The organism is Polyangium sorediatum (genome assembly GCF_029946465.1).
Taxonomy (GTDB): domain Bacteria; phylum Myxococcota_A; class Polyangia; order Polyangiales; family Polyangiaceae; genus Polyangium; species Polyangium fumosum.
The window spans coordinates 76,196-96,120 of sequence record NZ_JARZHI010000032.1; the positions used below are offsets into that span (position 1 = coordinate 76,196).

Annotated in this window: 16 protein-coding genes; 10 read left to right on the forward strand and 6 right to left on the reverse strand. The window is 69.6% G+C overall.

Annotation, left to right across the window (positions count from 1 at the left end):
• Positions 1-69: 69 nt before the first annotated feature.
• Complete coding sequence (locus tag QHF89_RS29475; protein WP_136970059.1) at positions 70-1,659, reverse strand: PAS domain-containing protein; 1,590 nt, start codon at positions 1,657-1,659, stop codon at positions 70-72.
• 110 nt (positions 1,660-1,769) lie between these two features.
• Between QHF89_RS29475 and QHF89_RS29480 the strand changes: the two genes are divergently transcribed.
• The 6 genes from QHF89_RS29480 (at position 1,770) to QHF89_RS29505 (ending at position 8,177) form a co-directional block, all read left to right on the forward strand.
• Positions 1,770-2,936 carry a hypothetical protein gene (locus QHF89_RS29480; RefSeq protein ID WP_136970060.1) on the forward strand — a complete coding sequence of 389 codons (1,167 nt, stop codon included), beginning with the start codon at positions 1,770-1,772 and terminating at the stop codon, positions 2,934-2,936.
• Entirely contained in the window at positions 2,917-3,954 is a 1,038-nt protein-coding gene (locus QHF89_RS29485; protein WP_284721079.1) for a hypothetical protein, read from the forward strand. The genes QHF89_RS29480 and QHF89_RS29485 overlap by 20 nt, the downstream gene beginning before the upstream one ends.
• A 406-nt stretch (positions 3,955-4,360) precedes the next feature.
• Positions 4,361-4,987: an RNA polymerase sigma factor gene (locus QHF89_RS29490; RefSeq protein WP_136970061.1), complete on the forward strand. Its 627-nt coding sequence runs from the start codon at positions 4,361-4,363 to the stop codon at positions 4,985-4,987.
• Positions 4,984-5,748, forward strand: coding sequence for an outer membrane protein assembly factor BamD (locus QHF89_RS29495; RefSeq protein ID WP_136970062.1), 765 nt, complete (start codon positions 4,984-4,986; stop codon positions 5,746-5,748). Before QHF89_RS29490 ends, QHF89_RS29495 begins: the two co-directional genes overlap by 4 nt.
• A gap of 66 nt (positions 5,749-5,814) precedes the next feature.
• Complete coding sequence (locus QHF89_RS29500) at positions 5,815-6,957, forward strand: choice-of-anchor L domain-containing protein (protein WP_136970063.1); 1,143 nt, start codon at positions 5,815-5,817, stop codon at positions 6,955-6,957.
• A gap of 11 nt (positions 6,958-6,968) precedes the next feature.
• On the forward strand, positions 6,969-8,177 hold the full coding sequence (locus QHF89_RS29505; RefSeq protein WP_284721080.1) for a choice-of-anchor L domain-containing protein: 1,209 nt from the start codon (positions 6,969-6,971) through the stop codon (positions 8,175-8,177).
• A 5-nt stretch (positions 8,178-8,182) separates the two neighbouring features.
• Here QHF89_RS29505 and QHF89_RS29510 read toward each other — a convergent pair whose 3' ends face one another.
• Positions 8,183-8,626 (reverse strand): hypothetical protein, encoded by a 444-nt coding sequence (locus QHF89_RS29510; RefSeq protein ID WP_136970066.1) that lies wholly within the window; start codon positions 8,624-8,626, stop codon positions 8,183-8,185.
• A gap of 305 nt (positions 8,627-8,931) precedes the next feature.
• Between QHF89_RS29510 and QHF89_RS29515 the strand changes: the two genes are divergently transcribed.
• Both QHF89_RS29515 and QHF89_RS29520 read left to right on the forward strand, forming a co-directional pair.
• On the forward strand, positions 8,932-12,321 hold the full coding sequence (locus QHF89_RS29515; RefSeq protein ID WP_136970067.1) for a protein kinase domain-containing protein: 3,390 nt from the start codon (positions 8,932-8,934) through the stop codon (positions 12,319-12,321).
• Between the two features lie 160 nt (positions 12,322-12,481).
• Positions 12,482-13,801 carry a cytochrome P450 family protein gene (locus tag QHF89_RS29520; RefSeq protein ID WP_136970068.1) on the forward strand — a complete coding sequence of 440 codons (1,320 nt, stop codon included), beginning with the start codon at positions 12,482-12,484 and terminating at the stop codon, positions 13,799-13,801.
• 138 nt (positions 13,802-13,939) lie between these two features.
• Here QHF89_RS29520 and QHF89_RS29525 read toward each other — a convergent pair whose 3' ends face one another.
• Positions 13,940-14,341, reverse strand: coding sequence for a group II truncated hemoglobin (locus tag QHF89_RS29525; protein WP_136935866.1), 402 nt, complete (start codon positions 14,339-14,341; stop codon positions 13,940-13,942).
• 93 nt (positions 14,342-14,434) lie between these two features.
• Between QHF89_RS29525 and QHF89_RS29530 the strand changes: the two genes are divergently transcribed.
• Entirely contained in the window at positions 14,435-15,028 is a 594-nt protein-coding gene (locus QHF89_RS29530) for a hypothetical protein (protein ID WP_136970069.1), read from the forward strand.
• A 1-nt stretch (position 15,029) separates the two neighbouring features.
• Here the strand turns inward: QHF89_RS29530 and QHF89_RS29535 are convergent, their stop codons facing one another.
• Genes QHF89_RS29535 through QHF89_RS29545 form a run of 3 tightly spaced genes read right to left on the reverse strand, consistent with a single transcriptional unit; the run spans position 15,030 to position 18,443 of the window.
• Positions 15,030-15,791 carry a hypothetical protein gene (locus QHF89_RS29535; protein ID WP_136970070.1) on the reverse strand — a complete coding sequence of 254 codons (762 nt, stop codon included), beginning with the start codon at positions 15,789-15,791 and terminating at the stop codon, positions 15,030-15,032.
• A 47-nt stretch (positions 15,792-15,838) separates the two neighbouring features.
• Positions 15,839-16,798 (reverse strand): SPOR domain-containing protein, encoded by a 960-nt coding sequence (locus QHF89_RS29540; protein WP_342763975.1) that lies wholly within the window; start codon positions 16,796-16,798, stop codon positions 15,839-15,841.
• Positions 16,794-18,443, reverse strand: coding sequence for a hypothetical protein (locus tag QHF89_RS29545; protein WP_284721081.1), 1,650 nt, complete (start codon positions 18,441-18,443; stop codon positions 16,794-16,796). Before QHF89_RS29545 ends, QHF89_RS29540 begins: the two co-directional genes overlap by 5 nt.
• A gap of 349 nt (positions 18,444-18,792) precedes the next feature.
• On the opposite strand from QHF89_RS29545, the gene QHF89_RS29550 reads away from it, so the two are divergent.
• Positions 18,793-19,920, forward strand: coding sequence for an STAS domain-containing protein (locus QHF89_RS29550; protein ID WP_136970072.1), 1,128 nt, complete (start codon positions 18,793-18,795; stop codon positions 19,918-19,920).
• The last annotated feature ends 5 nt before the right edge of the window (positions 19,921-19,925 follow it).

A 19,925-nucleotide genomic window follows, 5' to 3' on the forward strand; every position in this document is an offset into this window, starting at 1 on the left:
CAGTCTACCACCTCCGCGCGCACCGGGCAGCATGTTCCCGTCGCCCGCGGATGCCTCGGCGCGGCTGACTCAGCGGCGGCCGCGGGTGCGCGTGATCGCGTGCGTCACGCCCTGTTGCAGGCTGCTCAACGTCTTGATCCCACGCATGTCGACGCCGAGCTCGATGAGCGTGCGCGCCGCGGCAGGACGCACGCCCGTGAGCACGACCTCCGCCCCGAGCAGCGCCGCCGCCTGCGCCGCCTGCACGAGGCCCGTCGCGACCTCGGCGTCGATCTCGCGCAGGCCCGTGATGTCGAGGATGGCGACCTCGGCCCGATGGACGCCCACGCCGTCGAGCAGCGTCTCCAGCACGAGCGCGGCCCGCGCCGCGTCGATGGCCCCGACGAGCGGCATGAGCACGACCCCGCTCGCGATCGGCAAGAGCGGCGTCGACAGCGCCCGCAGCGCCGCGTGTTGCGCCTCGATGATGCGCTGGGCGAGCTCGGCCCGCTCCTCCTCGGCGTGCTTGCGCGAGGTGATGTCGAGGGCGATCCCGCAGACGGCGTACGGCGCCCCGCCCTCGTCGAAGAGCGGGAACTTCGAGACCATGTAGACGTGAACGCCGTCCTTGCCCGGGATGATCTCCTCGCTGTCGAGCGAGCGCCCCGCCGCGAGCGCTTCGAGGTCGTTGTCGCGGTTCTGCTGGGCGGCCTCGGGCGGAAGGAAATCCGCGTCGCGCTTGCCGAGGGTCCACCCGCGGGAGAAGCCGAAGAGGTCGTCGAATTGGCGGTTGACGAAGGTGAACCGGCCTTCGAGGTCCTTGACGAAAACGACGATGGGCGCGTTGTCGAGAATGGCCTGGACCTCGGCGCGGCTGCGCTCGAGCCGGTCCTGGTCTTCCCGGTGCTCGGTGACGTCGTAGCCGCTCGCCACGATGGCGACGGGGCGGCCCTCGCCGTCGAGCACGCGATCGACGTTCCATTGGAGGAGCCGGACCGTCCCGTCGCGCGCGATGACCGGGTTCTCGCCGTGCCGCGTCGGCTCGCCCGCGAGCACCTTGCGCATGTCGGCCCGCACGCTCTCGTGGACCTCGGGCGGCAGGAACGTGCCCACGTACTCCTTGCCGAGCGCCTCGTCCCGGGGACAGCCATAGATGCGCTCGGCCTCGCCATTCCAGTCGGAAATGTGACCGTCCGCGTCGATGATCACGATGACGTTGCCGATCGCGCCGACCAGGCTGCGGAAGCGCGCCGCGCCGTCCCGGCACCGCGCCGCGGCGACGTCGGCGTAGTGCCGGCCGACGGCCTCGGAGACGGTGTCGAAGCACGCCGACAGGCGCTCGATCCCCTCGGCCGTGAAAGGGAGCTCGGCGAACGCGCGGAGCGAAACGCGCAGCCAATGGCGCCGGCAGAGGGTGACCGCCCGGACGACCTCCTCGGGCGTCGCGCCCCGCCGCGCGAGATCCACGAAATGGGGCGTGAGCGCGCTCTGCTCCGCCGCGCCGGCGAGCACGCGGACCGTGGTCGCCGCGGCCCCCGCGACCCACGCTGTGGTCTCGGCCTCGCCTGCCTTCCCGAGGAACGGGATCTCTGCCGCTGCGTCCTGGGAAATCGCGGCGCAGACCTCACGCTCCTGGCTCGAAAGGAGCGCGAGATACGCGCTCGGCGTGCGATCGCTCATGATTTCAGCTCCAAGCAACCAGGCAACCAAACTCCCCCGAGGCCGTCAACTGCGAAGCGTTCGTTTCTTGCGGGGTCCAGGCGGGCGCAAGGGATGGTAGCGTGTGTCCCATGACCAGCATGCCCATGGCGCCGTCGCGACCTCTCGAACCGTCGCGCACCGGAGGCTCGAAAGGCGGCTTGGTCGAGTTTTTCCTCGTGGGCGGCATGACGCCGCTCCTGTTTCCCCTCTCCTGGCTGCTCCAGCGCGCCTTCGGGCTCGATCCCGCGGAATATGCAGTGGGCTTCCTCATGTTCCACGCGGCGTTCGTCATCAACGATCCGCACTTCGCGGTCACGTACCTCCTGTTTTACAAGGACGTGAAGGGCCGCGCGTTCGGCGGTGCCTTTCGCGGGGCGCAGCGGGTTCGATACCTCGTCGCGGGCTTCGGGGTCCCGCTGATCCTCGGCGGCCTTTCGATCGTGGGGCTCGCCACGCGGTCGGCGTTCACGTTGAGCTTGCTCTTCCGGCTGATGTTTTTCCTGGTGGGCTGGCACTACGTGAAGCAAGGGTTCGGCGTGTTCACGGTGCTCGCGGCGCGGCGCGGGGTTCGTTTCGCCCCGCGCGAGCGGCTCGTGGTCCTCGCGCACTGCTTTTCCGGATGGGCCTACGCCTGGGCGAGCCCGGCCGATCCAGGGCGGGAGGTCGAGGAGAAGGGCGTCGTCTACACCACCCTCACGGATCCCGTTTGGCTCGAGCACCTCACGCACGTGGTGTTTTTATCGACGCTGCTCCCGCTCGCGTGGATCCTCTTCCAGAAGTGGCGGCGCGAGGGGCGCCTGCCCATTCTGACCCCGCTCACCGCGCTGCTTTGCAGCATCTGGTCGTGGTCGGTCTACTCCAGCAAGGATCCGCTCGTGCGGTACGTCATTCCGGCGCTGCACTCGGTGCAATACCTGTATTTCGTCTGGCTGATGAAGGGGAACGAGGCACGGGAGCGCGAGGGCCCGCCCTGGTTCGAGCGCTCGGCGCGGACGCGCCTCGGGATCCTCGCGGTGTCCGCCCTCGGGCTCGGATGGCTTTTTTTCCACGGCGCGCCGACAGCGCTCGACGAGGCGCTCGGGCCGCGCGGCAAGGCCGTGTACGAGGACCTCGGGCCCACGCCGTATTTCGCGGCGCTCTACGCTTTCGTGAACATCCACCACTACTTCATGGACACCGTCCTCTGGCGTCGCGAGAACCCGGAGACGCGGTACCTGCAAGAGCCGGCCCTCGCCGATGAGCGGCGCGCGTCCTGATCGAGCGCCGGAGCGGCTCGCGCGCGCCGCGGTCGTCGCCGCCCTGCTGCTCGCAGCGCGGCCCTCCCAGGGCGAACTCGCCCCAGTCCGGATCGTATACACGGCCCCCGTCCGTTGCCCCGGCGCCGAGGACTTCCTCGCAGCCGTGCGAGCCGAGGTGCCAGACCTGCACGTCGCCAAGGACGGGGAGGTGGCGCGGACGCTGACGGCGAGCCTGTTCGAGGAAAACGGAGGGCGGCTGCGGGGGGAGCTGCGGATCGAGGTGCCAGGAGGGGAAAGCTCGCTGCGGGAGGTGTCGGGCGAGGGCTGCGAGGAAGTGATGGGGGCGCTTTCCCTGGTGACGGCGCTGGCGATCGAGGGAGGGCTCAACCAGCCGCTGGAACTGCCGCCGCCGCCACCCCCACCGCCTCCGCCACCACCTCCACCTCCGCCGCCGCCTCCGCCGCCGCCCCCGCCTCCGCCGCCGCCTCCGCCGCCGCCCCCGCCTCCGGGGGCCGCGCACCACGTCCAGGTCGGCGCGCAGGGGGCCGTCTGGAGCGCGCTCGCCCCCAAGCCCGCCTGGGGCCTCGTCCTCTTCGCCGAACGAGCCTCCTCTGGGCACGCAGGCCTCACGCCGGCCTTCCGCCTCGGCCTGGCCATCGCCCAAAGCCCCACCACCGAGACCGACGGCGGCACCGCCCGCTTCCGCTGGATCGCCGCCCGCCTCTCGGGATGCCCCTTCGCCTGGGCCGTCGGCCCCCTCACCGCGCGCCCCTGCGCCGGCGTCGACCTCGGCGCCCTCCAGGGCCAAGGCCTCACCATCGTCAACCCCCAGCAAGCCACGCGCCCCTGGCTCGCCCTGACCGTCGCAGGCCGGCTCCAAGCACGCCCCCTGCCATCCCTCTCCCTGGAAGCCGAAGCCGGCCTCGTCGCGCCCCTCATCCGCGAAATCTTCGGCTTCGAGGACCCACGTCGCATCATCCACGCCACGCCCGCCCTCGGAGGCTACGGCGCGATCGGCGCGGGGTGGGTGTTCTGAAGGCGCAGAGCTGGGGCTTTGCCCCAGGCCCCAGCAGGGGCTGTCCGCCCCTGCACCCGGACCAGCCAGGGGCTGGACCCAGGATCGATGAACTGCGCGATGCGCAGTTCATCGAACAGCCAGGGGCAAGACGGGCGACGACCCTGGCGTCCAAGACAACGACCCTGGCGTCCAAGACAACGGCGACGTGTCGCTGCGTGCGAGAACGTCCATGGTCTTGCCATCGGCCTGTGGGAAGAACTGCGCATCGCGCAGTTCTTCCCCCCGAGGTCCAGGGCTGGCCCTGGTTCGGGTCGAGGGGCGAACAGCCCCCGCGGGGCCCGGGGCAGCGCCCCGGCGCGACGCCCCCCGACGAGACCTGTCGTTTTCGTGATCGAAACGCGGCGCTCGCGACATCGGGGGGACGATGACGACCGTGGGGACCACGCAGGAGGGGGGCGAGGGGGTTGATTGGGCCCTGTCGTCGCCGCTCTCGGTGGCCCCGGTGGATGGGGAGGCGGCGGCGCGCTTCCGGGCGATCCGGGATGAGCATTTCGAGTTCGTCTGGCGCTCGGTGCGCCGCCTCGGCGTGCCGGATGCCGATGCGGACGATGCTGCGCAACAGGTCTTCATCGTGCTGAGCCGGCGGCTCGAGGAGATCGCCGCTGGCAGCGAGCGGGCCTTCTTGTTTGGGACGGCGATGCGCGTGGCCATGCAGGTGCGGCGAACCATGCGGCGTCGGGGCGAGGTCTCGCTCTCGGAGGACGAGGCGCAGGGGCTCCCGCTGGAGCCGCCGGAACCGGGGCCTGATGCCGAGGAGTTGCTCGCGCAGCGGCGGGCTCGTGTGATGCTGGACGAGGTGCTGGAGTCGCTGCCGCTCGATGTGCGCGCGGTCTTCGTCCTGTTCGAGCTCGAGGAGATGAGGGTCCCGGAGATTGCGAGCTTGCTCGGGATCCCGCTCGGGACGGCGGCGTCCCGCCTGCGCCGTGGCCGTGAGCTTTTCCAGGCCGAGCTCTCGCGGGTCCAGGCGCGCAAGAAACGGAGCATTCGATGACGGATCCCGAGCGACTCGTCGAGGGGGACGACCTGGGGGCGGAGCTCTTGCGCTCGGCCCGCACGCTCGACGCGAAGCATGCCCGCGAGCGGCGGGCTGCGCTGATTGGCGCGGCTGCGGGGGTCGGCGCGATGGCCGCGACGAAGGCGGCCTCGGCCGGGACGACGAAGGGCTTGTTGCAGGGCGCGTTCGCGAAATGGGTCACGCTCGTGATCGGCGCGTCGGCCCTCGGCATTGGGATCGCGGTCGGCGTCGCGGGAGGCGAGAGCGACGTCCCCGTGGCGGCGAGCCGATTTGCGCCGGCGTGGCGGGAGCGCACGTCCCTGGTCGCCGCCGCATCTCCCCCGGAACCCAGCGAAACCGCCGAGACGCCCCCCGAAGCCCCGCGCGCGCTCCAAGAGCCCGCGCTCACCCAACCGACGGCTCTGCCCAAAGGAAAACGTGCCCCCACGGCCCCGGCGCCGAGCGCTTCGACCGACCGCGCTGCGCGCCTCGCTGCCGAGCTCCAGGCCTTGCGCGTCGCGCGGGAGGCGCTCGCTTCCGGTGATGGCCCCCGCGCTCTCCACGCGCTCGACGATTACGCTGCGCGTTTCCCCCGCGGCCACCTCGCCCTGGAGGCCGAGGTCCTTCGGATCGAAGCGCTCTCCCGCGCCGGCGACGCTTCGGCTGCGGCCCGCGCCCGCCGCTTCCTCGAAGCCCACCCGCAGAGCCCTTATGCCGAGCGCCTCCGCGCCCTCGCCGGTGGCCCGTCGATTCCGTGATCGATTCGGTCCTCCCCGGCCATCGGTAGCGTCGGCCCCTCTTTCACGTCGGCCCAGGAGACCCCCATGCACAATCGACTTGCTCTTTCCACGTTGTCGCTCTCGTTTGCGTCCCTGCTCGTGCTCGCCGCGTGCGGCGGCACCGTCACGGCGGGCGGCGGCGACGACGGCGACGGCGGCACCGGTGCGGCCCCCGATCCCGACACCTCCAGCAGCAGCTCCGGCGTCCCGACCGCGGGTCCCGGCGGCAGCGGCGGCACAGGCGGTACGGGTGGTACGGGCGGGACAGGTGGGACAGGTGGCTCGGGCGGCGGGACGGGCGGCTCGGGTGGCGCGCCGCCCGAGGACTTCGGCCCTCCCAAGTGCGACGAGAACCTCGACCTCGACGACGCCGATCCGTACAACGCCGCCAAGGCGATCGAAATCTGCAAGACGGCGAACGGCCCGAATAGCTGGGGCCTCATCGAGGCCAAGTGGGTGCTGCCCGACGGCTCGGCCGTCCCGGTGGGCTACGAGGCGAACTACGCCCTCGGCCACGGCATCTACGACAGCTTCGGCGCCAACGTCGCCACGCGCAAAGGCGACCGCATGCTCGGCATCTCCAACGGCGCCGCTCGCCGCCCGACCGATCCCGATTACACGGGCCCGAGCGGCGGCTTCGCCAAGGGATACACGCACGCCTCGCCGGCCGGCTTCCCGAAGCCCTCGCCGGCCTGCCCCGGCGTCCTCACCGGCCAGCCCTACGACGGCGTCGCCCTCGAGGTCACGCTCCGCGCCCCGAACAGCGCGCAGGGCTTCGCCTTCGACTTCACGTACTACACCGCCGAGTACCCGGCCTTCACCTGCTCCACCTTCAACGACGCCTTCGTCGCCTTGCTCTCGCCGACGCCCGTGGGCCAGACCGACGACAACATCTCCTTCGACAGCCTGGGCAACATCATCAGCGTGAACAACGTCTTCCTCGACGTCTGCAGCAGCCCGAGCTGCGCGTTTGGCCCGGGGCAGCTCGCGGGCACGGGCTTCGAGAACAACGGCGCCACCGGCTGGCTCACCACCTCCGCGCCCATCACGGGCGGCGACACCTTCACCCTGCGCTTTGCCACCTACGACTCCGGCGACGCGGTCCTGGACAGCGCGACCCTCATCGACCACTTCCGCTGGACCACGCAGCCGAACAGCGTCGTAGGCACATCCCGCCCGATGGAGTGATCCTCTCGCTCATGCGCACGACGTCCGTCCCGCTCTCCCTCCTGCCGGCGCTCGCCGTCCTCGCCGCCGCCTGCGGCCAATTCGTCTCGCTCGGCGGCGGCAGCGGCAGCGGGGGAGCGGGCGGCGGCCCCGACCCGGGGGATCCCACAAGCAGCAGCACGAGCGACGGTACCTCCGTGACCACGAGCGCCACGACCGGGAACGGCGCCGGTGGCAGCGGCGCCGGCGGGGAAGGCGGGGCGCCGTCGTCCAGCGGCAGCGGCAGCGGCGTCGGAGGAAATGGCGGCGGCGTCGGTGGAAATGGCGGCGGCGTGAACAACGCGCCGTGCGACGACGACCTCGCGCTCGACGACGCCGATCCGTTCCATGCCGCGCAGGCCATCGAGCTTTGCACGCTCGCCGCGGGCCCGGACGACCCGGGCTTGCAAGACGCGCGCTGGGTGCTGCCCGACGGCACCCCCATTCCCCCGGGATACGACCTTCCCTATGCGCTCGGGCACGGCCTCTTCGATGGTTTTGGCCCGAACGTGCTCCCGCGGGCTGGAAAACGATTGCTCGCGCTCTCCAGCGGCGCCGCCCGCCGCCCCGGCGAGCCCGGTTATGCGGCCCCGATGGGCGGGTATACCAAGAACTACCATCACGCCCCGCCGGAGGGGTTTCCGAAAAGCTCGCCCGCCTGCCCCGGCGTCCTCACCGGCCAGCCCTACGACGGCGTGGCTCTCGAGGTGACACTACGCGCGCCGATCGGCACCGTCGGCTTCTCGTTCGATTTCAACTACTATACCGCCGAGTTCCCGTCCTTCATCTGCTCGTCCTTCAACGACGCGTTCGTCGCGTTGCTCTCGCCTACGCCGCCGGGACAAACCGACGGCAACATTTCCTTCGACGGCCAGGGCAACGTCATCAGCGTGAACAACGTCTTTCTGGATGTCTGCGCGTGCCAGGGCGGCCCGCCGTGCAGCGTCGGCGGCACGGTCTATCCTTGCAGCCTCGGCGCGGGCGAGCTCTCGGGCACGGGATACGACACGGGGCAGGGGCACGGCGCGACGGGCTGGCTCACCACCGCGGCGCCGATGCAGGGGGGCAAGACGTTCACCGTTCGTTTCGCCGTCTACGATTCCGGCGACGCCGTCCTCGACAGCGCCGCGCTCGTCGACCATTTTCGGTGGATCAGCACGGGCGAGCCGGTCGTGAAGACCTACCGGCCCGTGCCTCCTTGATCCGCCTACTCCTGGGCTTCGACCTCCTCCGAATCGAGGAAGCTCTCCTGCGTCCCGAGCGCCTCCTGGATGCTCCCGGTGTCTTCCTGGAGTCCGACCTCGCCAAGGAACCCGGCCTCGCCCTGACTTCCGGCCTCAGCCTGGCTTCCGGCCTCTTCCTGGATCGCGAGCGCTCCCTGGATCCCGACATCCCGCTGCGTCTCGATGCGCTCCTCGACGGCGCGCTCGATCTTCGCCCCGGCGCGTCCCTGGATGGCGTGCTCGATCTTCGTCTCGGCCTTCGTCTCGGCGCGCTCCTGGACGACGCGCTCGACCTGCGACGCGTGGTGCCGCGCGCGCGCCTTGTTCAGCTTGCCGAACAATCCGCCCGGCGTCCCCGCCGCCGCCGCGCCGGCCACCACGAGAATCGCCATTCCGAGACCCATTCCGATCGTACGACCCTTGTTCATACATGCCTCCTTGCGACGAGGACCACGCGCGAACCCTCTCGCGCCCGTTCCTCGCTGCGCCCCCGGTGCAATGCATATGCCCTGATCGTTGCCACCGTGCGGTACGCGCGGCGCCCGTTCCGTCACCACGTCCCCTCGGGGCCGTAGGACGATTGCCGCCCCACGCGTACTTCCTCGCGTGGGATCCGAAAAGTCGGAGATGATGGGCGTGCCCCATTACGAGCCCACGCCGGCCCGGGAGCACCGTTCGTATTGAAAGACGAGGCGCTTTCGCGGGGGCCTTCCCTCGTGGTACCGTCTCGGGCGTGAAGGGCGACACGGAGCGCGACGAGAGCCTGAGCCGCGAGGACGCGCCGACGAAGGTCGAGCTGCCGCCGCGCAGCGTGAGGCCGAGCGTGCCGCCGCCCGCGACCGAGACCTCCCTAGGCGCCACCATTGCCGGGCGGTATCGCCTCGAACGAAAGCTCGGCGTGGGCGGCATGGGCGAGGTCTTCCTCGCCCGCGACGCGTGGAAAAACATCCGCGTGGCCGTGAAGATCCTGCACCGCCGCATGGCGGACAACCTCACGGTCGTGAACCGCTTCCGCCGTGAGGCGCGCATCATGCGGGAGCTATCGAGCCCGCACGCCGCGGTCATTCATGATTTCGGACAAACCGACGACGGGGCGCTCTACCTCGTCATGGAGTACCTCGAGGGCGAGACGCTCGGCAGCTTGATCGAGCGGGAAGCGCCGCTCGCCCCGGCGCGCGTCACCCGCATCGCCCTCGATCTCCTCGACGTCCTCGCGGACGCCCATCGGCGCGGCGTCGTCCACCGCGACATCAAGCCGCAGAACGTCTTCCTCGCCGCGCGCGGGCCGGGCAAGGACGGCGAGCCCGTGGTCAAGCTCCTCGATTTCGGCATCGCCAAGCTCGAAGACCACGAGTCCACCGAGCTCACCGAGACCGGCGCCATCTGGGGCACGCCGCGCTACATGAGCCCGGAGCAGGCGAGGGGACAGCCCATCGATCGCCGCAGCGACCTCTATTCACTCGGCGCGATGATGTACCGCGCGCTCACGGGCGAACCTCCGTTCGAGGGCGCGAGCGTGGCCGAGCTCTCCTATGCGCTCACGCACAAGGCGCCCGTCCCGCCCGACAAGCGCCGCCCGGAGCTCGGCATTCCCCTCGAGCTCGGGCGCGTCGTGATGCGCGCGCTCGAAAAGGACCCGAACGCGCGGTATTCGACGGCCGCCGAGATGGCCGACGATCTCCGGGCGCTCCAGAGCGAGCCGGCGCCGGCGCCCGTGGCCGCGGCGGGGCGGCTCACGAGCCTCGGGATGCGCGGGTGGATCCTCGCCACGTGCCTCTTTGCCCTCGTCGCGGTGGCCGAGTTTCCTCGCGTCGCGCGCGCGACGTTCCCCGGATTCACCGTGGAGGCGGGCCTGCTCGTCTCGGCCGTCGTGGAGCCGACCTGGCCCGGGATCGAACGGGGCATCGAGCCCTACGACGCTCTGCTCGCGGTCGACGGCAGGCCCGTACGTCGGGGCAGGGACGTCCACGACTACGTGCATCGGCTCGCCCCGGGCACGCCCGTCACGTATACCCTCCGCCGCGACGATCACACGTACGACGTGGCGGTGCCGGTCACCCCCTTCGGCTGGGCCTCGCTCTTCAAGCTCTACGCCTCCGGGCTCCTCGCCGCGATTCTCTTCCTCCTCGTCGGCGGCGTCGCCGGCTGGAAACGGCCGACCTTGCGCCCCGTGCAGGCGCTCGTGGCCTTTACCAGCGCCGTCGGCCTCTTCCTCATTGCCTCCGTCGATTTCGACCTCGTCGACAGCGCCTTCACCTGGATCTATTACCTCGGCTGCTCGTCGACCGGCGCGGCCGAGGTCCACCTCGCGCTTGCGTTCTCCGGCCTCGGCGGCGCCACGCGAAAGCGCCCGTGGCTCCTCTGGATCCCGTATGTGCCGGCGCTCGCCTTGCTCGTCACGTGGACGACCGTCGGCGCCGATCCTGCCATCGGCAATGCCTGCACCCGCGCCGGCATCGGCATGATGCTCCTCGGGTTCCTCGCGCTGCTCGGCTCCTTCCTCTACACGCGCTTCCGCGGCCGGACGCTCTCCGCGCGGCAATCGGCGCGCTTCATGTTGTGGACCGCGGGCCTCTCCGTCCTGCCGAGCCTCGTGCTCCAGCTCGTGCCGATCAGCCTCGGCCTCCACACCTCCTCCGTGGCCGGCTTGAGCTGGCTTGCGATGTTCCCCCTGGCGGGCTTCCCGGCGGCCTTCGCGCACCAGATCCAGCGCCGGCAGATGTTCGACGTCGACGTCGCGCTCCGCGAGATCTCCCGTGTCCTCGCCATGCTCGTCGTCCTCGGCGCCGTCTTCGCCGCCGTGGCCTTCTCCTTTGGCGGCCTCGCGTATGCGTTTTCCGGCTCCGAGGGCATGTACCTCGGCCTCGGCGCCACGTTTGGGGTCGCTGCCGTCGTGGCGGCGGCCGAGCCCGTCTCGCTCCGGCTCCGCCGCCTCTTCGAGCGCCGCGCCGACGTCGACGCGGCTTCCGTGCTCGACGAAATGGCCGGCGCCGTGGCCAATGCCGCCACCGAGGACGAGGTCGTCACGTTGCTCGTCGACACGATCCGGCGCTGCTTCTCCCCGCGCACGACGCGCCTCCTCGAGCGCGGCGACGGCGGCATTTACTGGGCGCGAGCCCCCGGCGCGCCGCCCTCGCAATCCATGACCGGCCCCCGCTCCGTGACCGGCCCTCGCTCCGTGACCGGGCCCCGCGCGGACGTCGACGGTGATTTCAGCGGCGCGACCCGCGAGCCCGTGCATGGCACGCCCGTGGACGAGATTCGCCGCAGCCTCACGCGCCTCGGCCATTTCGACGCCCATGCCTTCCTGGTCCTGCCGCTCGACGGGGCCGAGGGCGCCGCCGGGGCCGCCGCCGCGCCGGCGTCCGTGATCGTCGTGGGCGCGCGCGCCGACGGCAAGGCATATTCCTCGTACGACGCCTCGCTCGTCGCGGGGCTCTTGCGGATCGCCGCGCTCCGCCTGCACGCGCTCGGCGAACGCGCGGACGCCGAAAAGCGTTTGCTCCTCGAACGATGTTTTGGCCCCGCGCGCGGCGAGACGGGCGCGCCGGGGGCGGAGCTCGTCGGGGGCGTGCCTGCGCGTGGCCTCGCCACGGCGCTCGTGCTTCGTTTTTCCGGGCTCGACATGGCCGCGGACCGCTTGCCGCCGCGCCGCTTCAAGGTCCTCGTCGACGAGCTCTCCGAGGCCACGGCGACGGCGGCGTTCACGATGGCCGGCACGATGCACGCCTTGCGTGGGGACGAGATGCTCTTTGCGTTCGGCGCGCTCGGCGAGGATCGGAGCGAGGTCGAGCTCGCCTCCATGCACGCGGCCCTCCATCAAATCGAGCAGACCGCCGAGATCGCGGCGCGGCACGGGGCGCCGTTCGTCCGCGCGCGCGTGGGCGTGGCGCGGGGCCTTCTGACGGTGGGCACCTTCGGCGCGCCGTTTCATTCGCATTGCATGATCCTCGGGGCGGCCGTCCAGGAGGCCACCGAGCTCGCGGGCGCTGCGCGGGACGGGGAGGTCCTCGTCGATGACGACGTCGCGCGGGCGGCCGAGGGAGCCGAGGCGCTCACGATCGAGACATTGCCGTCGCACCGCGGGATCCGGGCGTCGCGCGTCGCGCGCCGAGAGGCGTGACGCCGCGTCCGAGCCCTTCGCTCGGTTGCCAGCCCCTCCTTGATTTCCCGCCTGACGATTTCCCGTTGACGAACGACCTCCCTGCGTGGACGCGCCGCGCGCGACGCTTAGAATGGCTGGGCGACGCGAGCGCCACGCGCGTGCGCAGGCGGAGGACGTCATGCAAAACGGATCCAATGGAGAGCGCGAAAAGGCGACGGGGGCCGTGACGTTGTCGCTCGACCCGGGACGGGTCATCGAGGACTACGCGGCCGCGCGGGCCCAGGGCCCCGTCGTCGCCGTCTCCTTCGCGGACACGGACGCGGGCGGCGACGAAAGCGCGGCCAACCTGGAGGACTTCCTCACGCGTGAGCACCTCTTCGTGTCGCATTACGACGAGGTGCTCTCCGCCCTGGTCGATGGCCGCTTCTCTTCCGATCGACGCTCGGCCCTAACGCCGGAGCAACGCGACAAATTGCCGCCCGTCATCGAGGAGCTACGCCTGCTCTCGGAGAGCCTGCTCTCCAAGGATCCTCCGGATCATACGCGCCTGCGCAAGCTCATCCAGCCGAGCTTCTCGCTGCGGGCCATGGAGGTGATGCGCCCGCGCATCCAGAAGCTCACGGACGAGCTGCTCGACGCCGCGGAGCACGCTGCCGAGGCCCGCGGCGAGCGCGCGCCCGATCGCCGCATGGACCTCATCGAGGCCTTTGCGTATCCGATGCCGGTCACGGTGATTTCGGACATGCTCGGCATTCCGCTCGCGGATCGCGCGCAGGTAAAACAATGGACGGAGAACCTCCTGCGCGCCGACCGACGCCGCACCGGCGGCATGGATGCCGAGACGCTCGCGAAGTTGCGCCAGTTCACCTCGTATTTGCGGGACCTCTTCGTCCTCAAGCGCCAAACCCCGGCCGAGGACATGATCACGGACCTCCTGCGGGCCGAGGAGGCGGGCGATAAGCTCTGCGAGGACGAGGTGCTGTCGACGGTCTTTCTCCTGTACCTCGCGGGGCACGTGACCACCGTGAACCTGATTGGCAACGGGGCCTTCGCGCTCTTCCAGCATCCGACGGAGCTCGGCAAGTTGAAGGCGGATCCGACGCTCGCGAAGGGTGTCGTCGAGGAGACGCTGCGTTACTGGGGCCCGGTCGATTTCGTCACGGCGCGCATCGCCAAGGAGAACGTGCATCTCGGCGGGGCGTGCATCCCGAAAGGCGAGCCTGTCATGGTGGGCCTCGCTGCGGCGAATCGCGACCCGGCGCGCTTCTCGAACCCTGACGCCTTCGACATCACGCGCCAGGGGGCCGAGCGGCACGTCGCTTTCGGCAAGGGCATTCACCTCTGCGTCGGCGCGCCGCTGGCGCGGGTGGAGGGCCAGATCGCCTTCGACACCTTGTTCCGACGGTTCCCAGCAATGCGCCTCGCCGTGCCGCCCGAGGAGGTCCGCTGGGCCAAATCCTTCCTGCGGGGCCTGCGGGCGCTGCCGGTCCTCTTCTAGCGAACACCCTCTTTGGCATCGACCGCATCGCGGTCGATGCACCAAAGGTCCAGGGCTGCGCCCTGGTTCGGGTCCAGGGGCGAAGAGCCCCTGGTCGGGCCCGGGGTGAAACCCCGGCGAAACGCTCCAACTCCCCCCTCAGCCTGGCCGATTGCGCATGAAGTCGGCGACATCGGCCAGACGGCCGAGGAGAAACGTGCGGAGATCTTGCGCCACGCCGACCTCGTCCATGGCGGTCGTCATGGCTCGCATCCAGGCGTCGCGCATGGCGATATCGACGGGGACGCGGGCGTGACGCATGCGCAGGCGTGGGTGGCCGTTCTGCGCGATGTAATCTTGCGGGCCGCCGAGCCAGCCGATCAGGAACAATGCGAAACGATCGCGGCTGCGGCGTGAGACGCGGCCTTGCTCGTCGAGCTCGTGCAGCTTGGCGAGGGCGGGCTCGTCGCGGTCCATCGCATCGTAAAAGTGCTCGCTGAGGTTCCGGACGGCGGCCTCGCCGCCCATGCGGTCGAAGGGGGTCTCTTGGGGCTCGGACATCGGGGGGCTGTGTAGCACGCCGCGGCGGGTTGGATGAGGCGGTCGGGTGATCCGGGCTTGACGCGGGCTGCTTGGTGCGATGATCGTCGTTGGATGCATCGGTTCGCCTGCATCCTCCTCGGCCTCGTGGTCGTCATGCTCGCGCTGACCGGGCCGGCGCGTGCCGACGTCGTCGGCGCCAAGCCGTTGTTTTGCGCGCCGGGCAAGGTCGGCGTCTCCGATCATGGGGGCTCGCGCTGCGAGAAGAAGGCGCCGACGAACTGCCCATCGGGGTGGCGCGGTGAGATTGGCGGCGAATGTCGGCTCGCGACGTGCCAGAGCGACAGGGATTGCGCGGGGGACGAGACGTGTAGCGAGGTGACGGCCTGCGTCGAAACGAGGTCGATCTACAGCCGGCGCGATCCGAGCGGCCCGCCGCGGTCCTACGACGCGGCGCTCGGCATTTGTGGCCCGGGCGCGGCCTGCGATGCCCCGCGCCGCTGTGAAAAGCGTTCGGTCTGCGTGCGCACGGGCGAAGTGGCCACGGCCTACGTGCCGCCGCCCGGCCAGTACGAGGCGAAAGGCTTGCCTCGACGTAGCATCGGTTGTGGGGGCTGCGCGGTCGGCGAGGAGGGAGGCGCGGCCGCCGCGTTCCTGGTCGGCGCGGCATTCGTCTTGGCGAGGGCGACGCGGCGCAAGGCCAGGTAGATCAGGGGCGGCGACAACGAGGCACGTGCACGGTCTCGATGTATTTGGCGAGATCCGGATCGCCGTCGCGCTTCGAGAGCCTCGTGAGCTCCTTGGCGCAGGCCGCGGGCCCTGTGCTCGCGTCGCACTCGCCGCAGGCCCGGACCTCGGCCGCTTCCTCTGCCGTCAGGTTTTTTCCACGCTCGACGGGCGTCGCGCCGTCACAAGCGAGGAAGCCTCCCATGACCGGAATCTGCGCCCGCTCCGGGCTGCATTTGCAGGCGCGCGCGTGCGCGGCTTGGGCCTCCGCGGTCTGTTTTTCCTGCCGCGCCATCTCGGCCTTCGTCAGACACGCATACCCATCGTCCCCGATGTCTTTGGTCGCGCCGCAGGCCCCGCTGTCCGCGCACCCCATGGACATCTCCGCGTGGGCGACGCCGGTCACCTCGCCTCGCTGGAGCCTGTCGAACGCTTGCCGCGCGTCCGCGTCGCTCAACCTGCGCATGTAGCGGCGCACGATCGGGTCCTTCTCGGCGATCAAAGCGTCGAGGCAAGCGAACCCCATGCCGCCGAGGTAGGCGCACGCGTCGAGCCCTTTCGCATCGCTATGGGCGACGCGCTCGCGTACGAACGGCCCCGCGGCGGCCTTGGCGTCGCCCGTCGAGGTCGTCTTCGGCGTCGAGGTCTCGTTTTGCGCCGCCGGCCTCGCCCTGTCGGCCTCGGGTTTGGCGGGGCAACCACAGAGGGGGAGCAGAAACATCGAGGCGAGGACGAGCGCGCGCATCTTCCCAACGTACCGCCGGGCGGGGAATCGTGACAAGCCCTCGCCCGTCACCCCATCTTCGTGAACGACGCCTCGTCGATCGCCTTGCCTGCGGGCAACGTGCGCACGTATCCGCCAAAGCCCTTGGCGCGCAGCCCGACGAGCGCGGCCTCGGCCTCCTTGCGGCGCAAGAACGTGCCGACAATCACCCGATGCGGGCCCCTGGCCTCGGGATCACGGAGGACGTGCGCGGTTTGCTTGGTCGCGGGGAACCCTCCCTCCACGAAAAAGCCGTGTTCGCCGGCATCGAGAGCCGCCACGTGGCCTTTCACGGCGAGGGCGCGGCGCTTGCTGCCGGCGAAGATTTGCACGGTGTAGAGCGTGGGCTCGAGCGCGCGCGCCTTCCGCACCTTGGCGGCGGGGACCTGAAACACCTTCGCCACGGCGCGGAACGCCGCTGGCAGGTCCTCCGAGCCGGCGGCGATCGTCGTCACCGCGCCGCACGCGCCCTGGTCGCTCTCGCAGGTCGCCTCGTCCCACTCGATGGAGAGCGCCGCGCCCGGCGGCAGAAGGGCATGGATGCGCGCGCCCCAGCGAGCTGACTCGCGGGCGTGCTCGGGGTTCCATTCGGCGACGTCGAGGACGCGGCGGATGTCAACGCCGCCGATCTCGGCGTACCAGCCGTCCCAACAAGCCGCGGCGTCGCGCGTGGCGGTGGAGAGCAGGCCCGCGAGGCCGAGGGCCAGCAAGGGGCGAAGGACGGCGTGGAGGGAGCTACGCATGAGGGAACGAACGCTCCCGGGCGCGAGGCGTATTCCCTGCGCCGGCAGCGCGGGGATCGTGCCTCGGACGCTCTGCACCACGACCTGCAACCCCCGCTCGGCCATGAGCGCCGCCATTGTGCCGAACAGGGCGCTGCGCCCATAAGGGCTACGCATCAACACGACCGGCCCGGAAGCCTCGCCGTCGGGATGGTGGTGATCCGCGAGCAGGCGTCGGTCGACGCCTTGGGGCAGCGCCGGCTCAATCGGTCAGTCGGTACACACGGCTCGACGCATCATTGGAGAAGTAGATGGTCCCGGAGGGGCCGACGTCGACGCCGCTGAAGAAATAACTCGGTGGCGTCGCAGCGGGCGCCGGAAGCCCGGGGGACAATCCGCTCACCACGGTCCAGACCACGCCCGTGTCGGGATCGATCCTCGAAAGTCGCCCTGCGCCTGCCTCGACCACGAGCAAGGTGCCATCCAGATCGACCGCGAGCCCCTCCGGATTCGAAAGTCCGTATGCGACGAGGAGCGGCGACGCGAGATGGACGCCGTCGTCGATGAGCTGCCACACCGTACCGGACGACCAGTCCGCAGCCCAGAGATCGTCGCCCGCGGCCGCGAGCCCCGTCGGCACGGCGAGTGTATCCGTCAGCGTGATACGTGTCGCGCCGACCTGGAGAATCACCCGCGCGGCGCCGGGCGCGGCGCCATATTCAGCTACCACCAGGTGGCCCTGAAACTTGATCGCGTTCAGGGGTTGAACATAGCCCGGATACGTCTCCACCACCGCCTCGGCCGCGGGATCCCACACGGCGACGCTATTTCCGTACCACGCCGTGGTCAGGATATGATCGCCGTCCCGCGACGCCGTAATGGAGGGCGGGAGGGCTCCGGGCACGCCGGCGAGCGTCGGGGCGAACGCCGTTTGTTTGCCGGTGTCGCCGTCGAACGTACGCAATTTGATGAAATCGCCGACGAACACGGACTCGTCGCATCCGTCGGCGAGCACGGCCACGCCGCTGGGCACGATGGCGCCCCCGGGAACGAGGATCGTGCGCGAGCCATTGTAGTTGATCCGCGTGATGGTCCCGTCGTAGCCGTTCGACACCACGACACGGCCCCAGCTATCGAATGTGAGGTTGTCGTTCCCGAGCGGCAAGCGGGCCACGACGGACTTTGCCCCGGTGGCGACGTTGATCCGCAGGACGTCGCCGTTGATGTCGACCGCAAAGAGCCGACCGAAGGCGTCGAACTTGAGCGCGCTCACCTGGAAGAAATCGTCCGCGATCAGCGTGATGTCGCACTCGTTGTAGGGATCGGTGGCGTTTTCGCACGAGTCGACGTCGATGCTGATGATTTCCTTCCCCAGGGAGACAGGGCCGTAGAGCCGTCCATCCGGCCCCCAGTCCATTCCATTCACGAAGCCCAGGTTCGTCGTGATGAGCCGAGGCGGCGCGCTGAAGGTGGGGCTCAGCTCGTAAAGCGCATCGCCGAGGAAGGCCAGGGCCGTGAAGAGCCGATGGCCGTTCGAGAAGGTGATGGGGTTGACCCCGGGCGCCACCGATTGAAAGCTCGTCACGCCGTTCGGCTTACGCCGGCCAACCTGGCCGACGAGCAGCGACGTCCAATAGATCGAGCCGTCGGGGCCCAAGGTGAGATCGTCGGGGAATTGCACGCCGTCGGCCATCCCCCGGCGCGACAGGATCTTCCCGTCGAGCTCCCGGATCTTGACGATCTCGTTGCCAAACACGCTCGCCGCGTACAAATGGCCCAGCCCGTCGGATGCGAGCCCGTTCGCGCTATGGAGCTTCGCACCCTTCACGAGGACGTCGAGGTCCGTCGCATGCGCGACACCTCCGCTCGCCAAAGATAGGCCGATGACCATCGCAGGGATCGGTAGCCTCATGGGTAGACTCCTATGCAATGCCATGCGCCCAACGCATGCGTCATTGCACGTGGCTTTCCCCCACCACGCGTGCGCCACGTGCGCTCGCAACTGGGCGAATCTCCTGGGCATCAACAGGAGATGCGCAGCCCGAGTTGACTTGTCATTCTGCCACGGACGCGTGTTTACGCAAAGCTCTATTTTCGCGATATTTCAAGCGAGATATGCGTGGATGCATACACAGCGGAGTCGCTAAAGGCCGCGAACTGACAAATTTTTGACACGCAGTGGTTTTACTTACTGGTACGGGACCCAATGATGCTGCAAATTCCCTTTCAACGTTCGACGGTGATCGCTACAATCGGCGATCATGAGCCCCGCCCAGGTTTTTACCGACTTCCTCACCCACTGCCCCGAGCTCCTTTTTGTTGCGGATGGGGATAGCGAAGTGCTTTTCCTCACCGATACCCTCGCGCAGTGGCTCGGGCCAGAGGGCCGGAATGGCATCAAGCTCGTGGAGCGCGTTCACCCGGACGACCGCGACGCGTTTGCGGAGGCGTGGGCGCGGATCGGCGGTGATGCCACGCACACGCCCTTCGAATTCCGGCTCCAGGGGGCAAACGGAGCCTATCGAATCGTCTCCTGTCACGCGCGGCGCTCCTCGGCCGGCAAGGAGGTTCATGGAGCGCTGCGTGAGATCGACGTCGATCTACCCAACGCAAAGGCGCTTCAGCAGAAAGGCGCGATCCTCCGAATCCTCGAGGAGAACCTGCCGATCGTCGTGTGGGCGATCGATGCGAAGGGTACGATTACGCACCAAGCGGGCAAAGGGCTCGCGCAAACGGGTATCACCCCGGGTCAGTTCCTCGGGATGAACATGCTGGAAGCCTATGAAGGGCACGAGACCCTGGTGCCGGTGGAAAGCGCGCTCCAGGGGAAACTCGACCATGCGTACGCGGAGACCTACGGGAACTGGTGGGAGACCTGGCATGTCCCGGTACGTAACGGGCAGGGCGAGATCACGGGCGTGGTCGGCGTCTCCCTCGATGTCTCGGAGATGAAGCGCTCCGAGGTAGCGCTCAAAGAGAAGCTCGCGCTCATCGAGCGGCAGCAACTTGTCATCCAATCCCTCGCCACGCCGATCGTCGAGGTATGGGATCGGGTCTTGACCCTGCCCATGCTGGGTGTGGTCGATAGCGCGCGCGTGGCGCAGGTGATGGATCACCTGCTCGCGGCGGTAAGCGAAAAAGGCGCCCGGATCGCCATCCTGGATCTCACGGGCGTCGACATGGTGGACACCTCCACCGCAAATCACCTCATCAAGATCATCCAGGCCATCCGGCTCCTCGGCGCCGAAGGCATCATCACCGGTATCCAGCCCAGCGTCGCGGCGACGATGGTCACGCTCGGGTTCGACCTGGGGACGATCAAGACCCTGGGGACCCTTCGCGCCGCGCTGGAATTCTCGATCAAACACCTGCGCGGCGTGAAAGGGTAACTCCC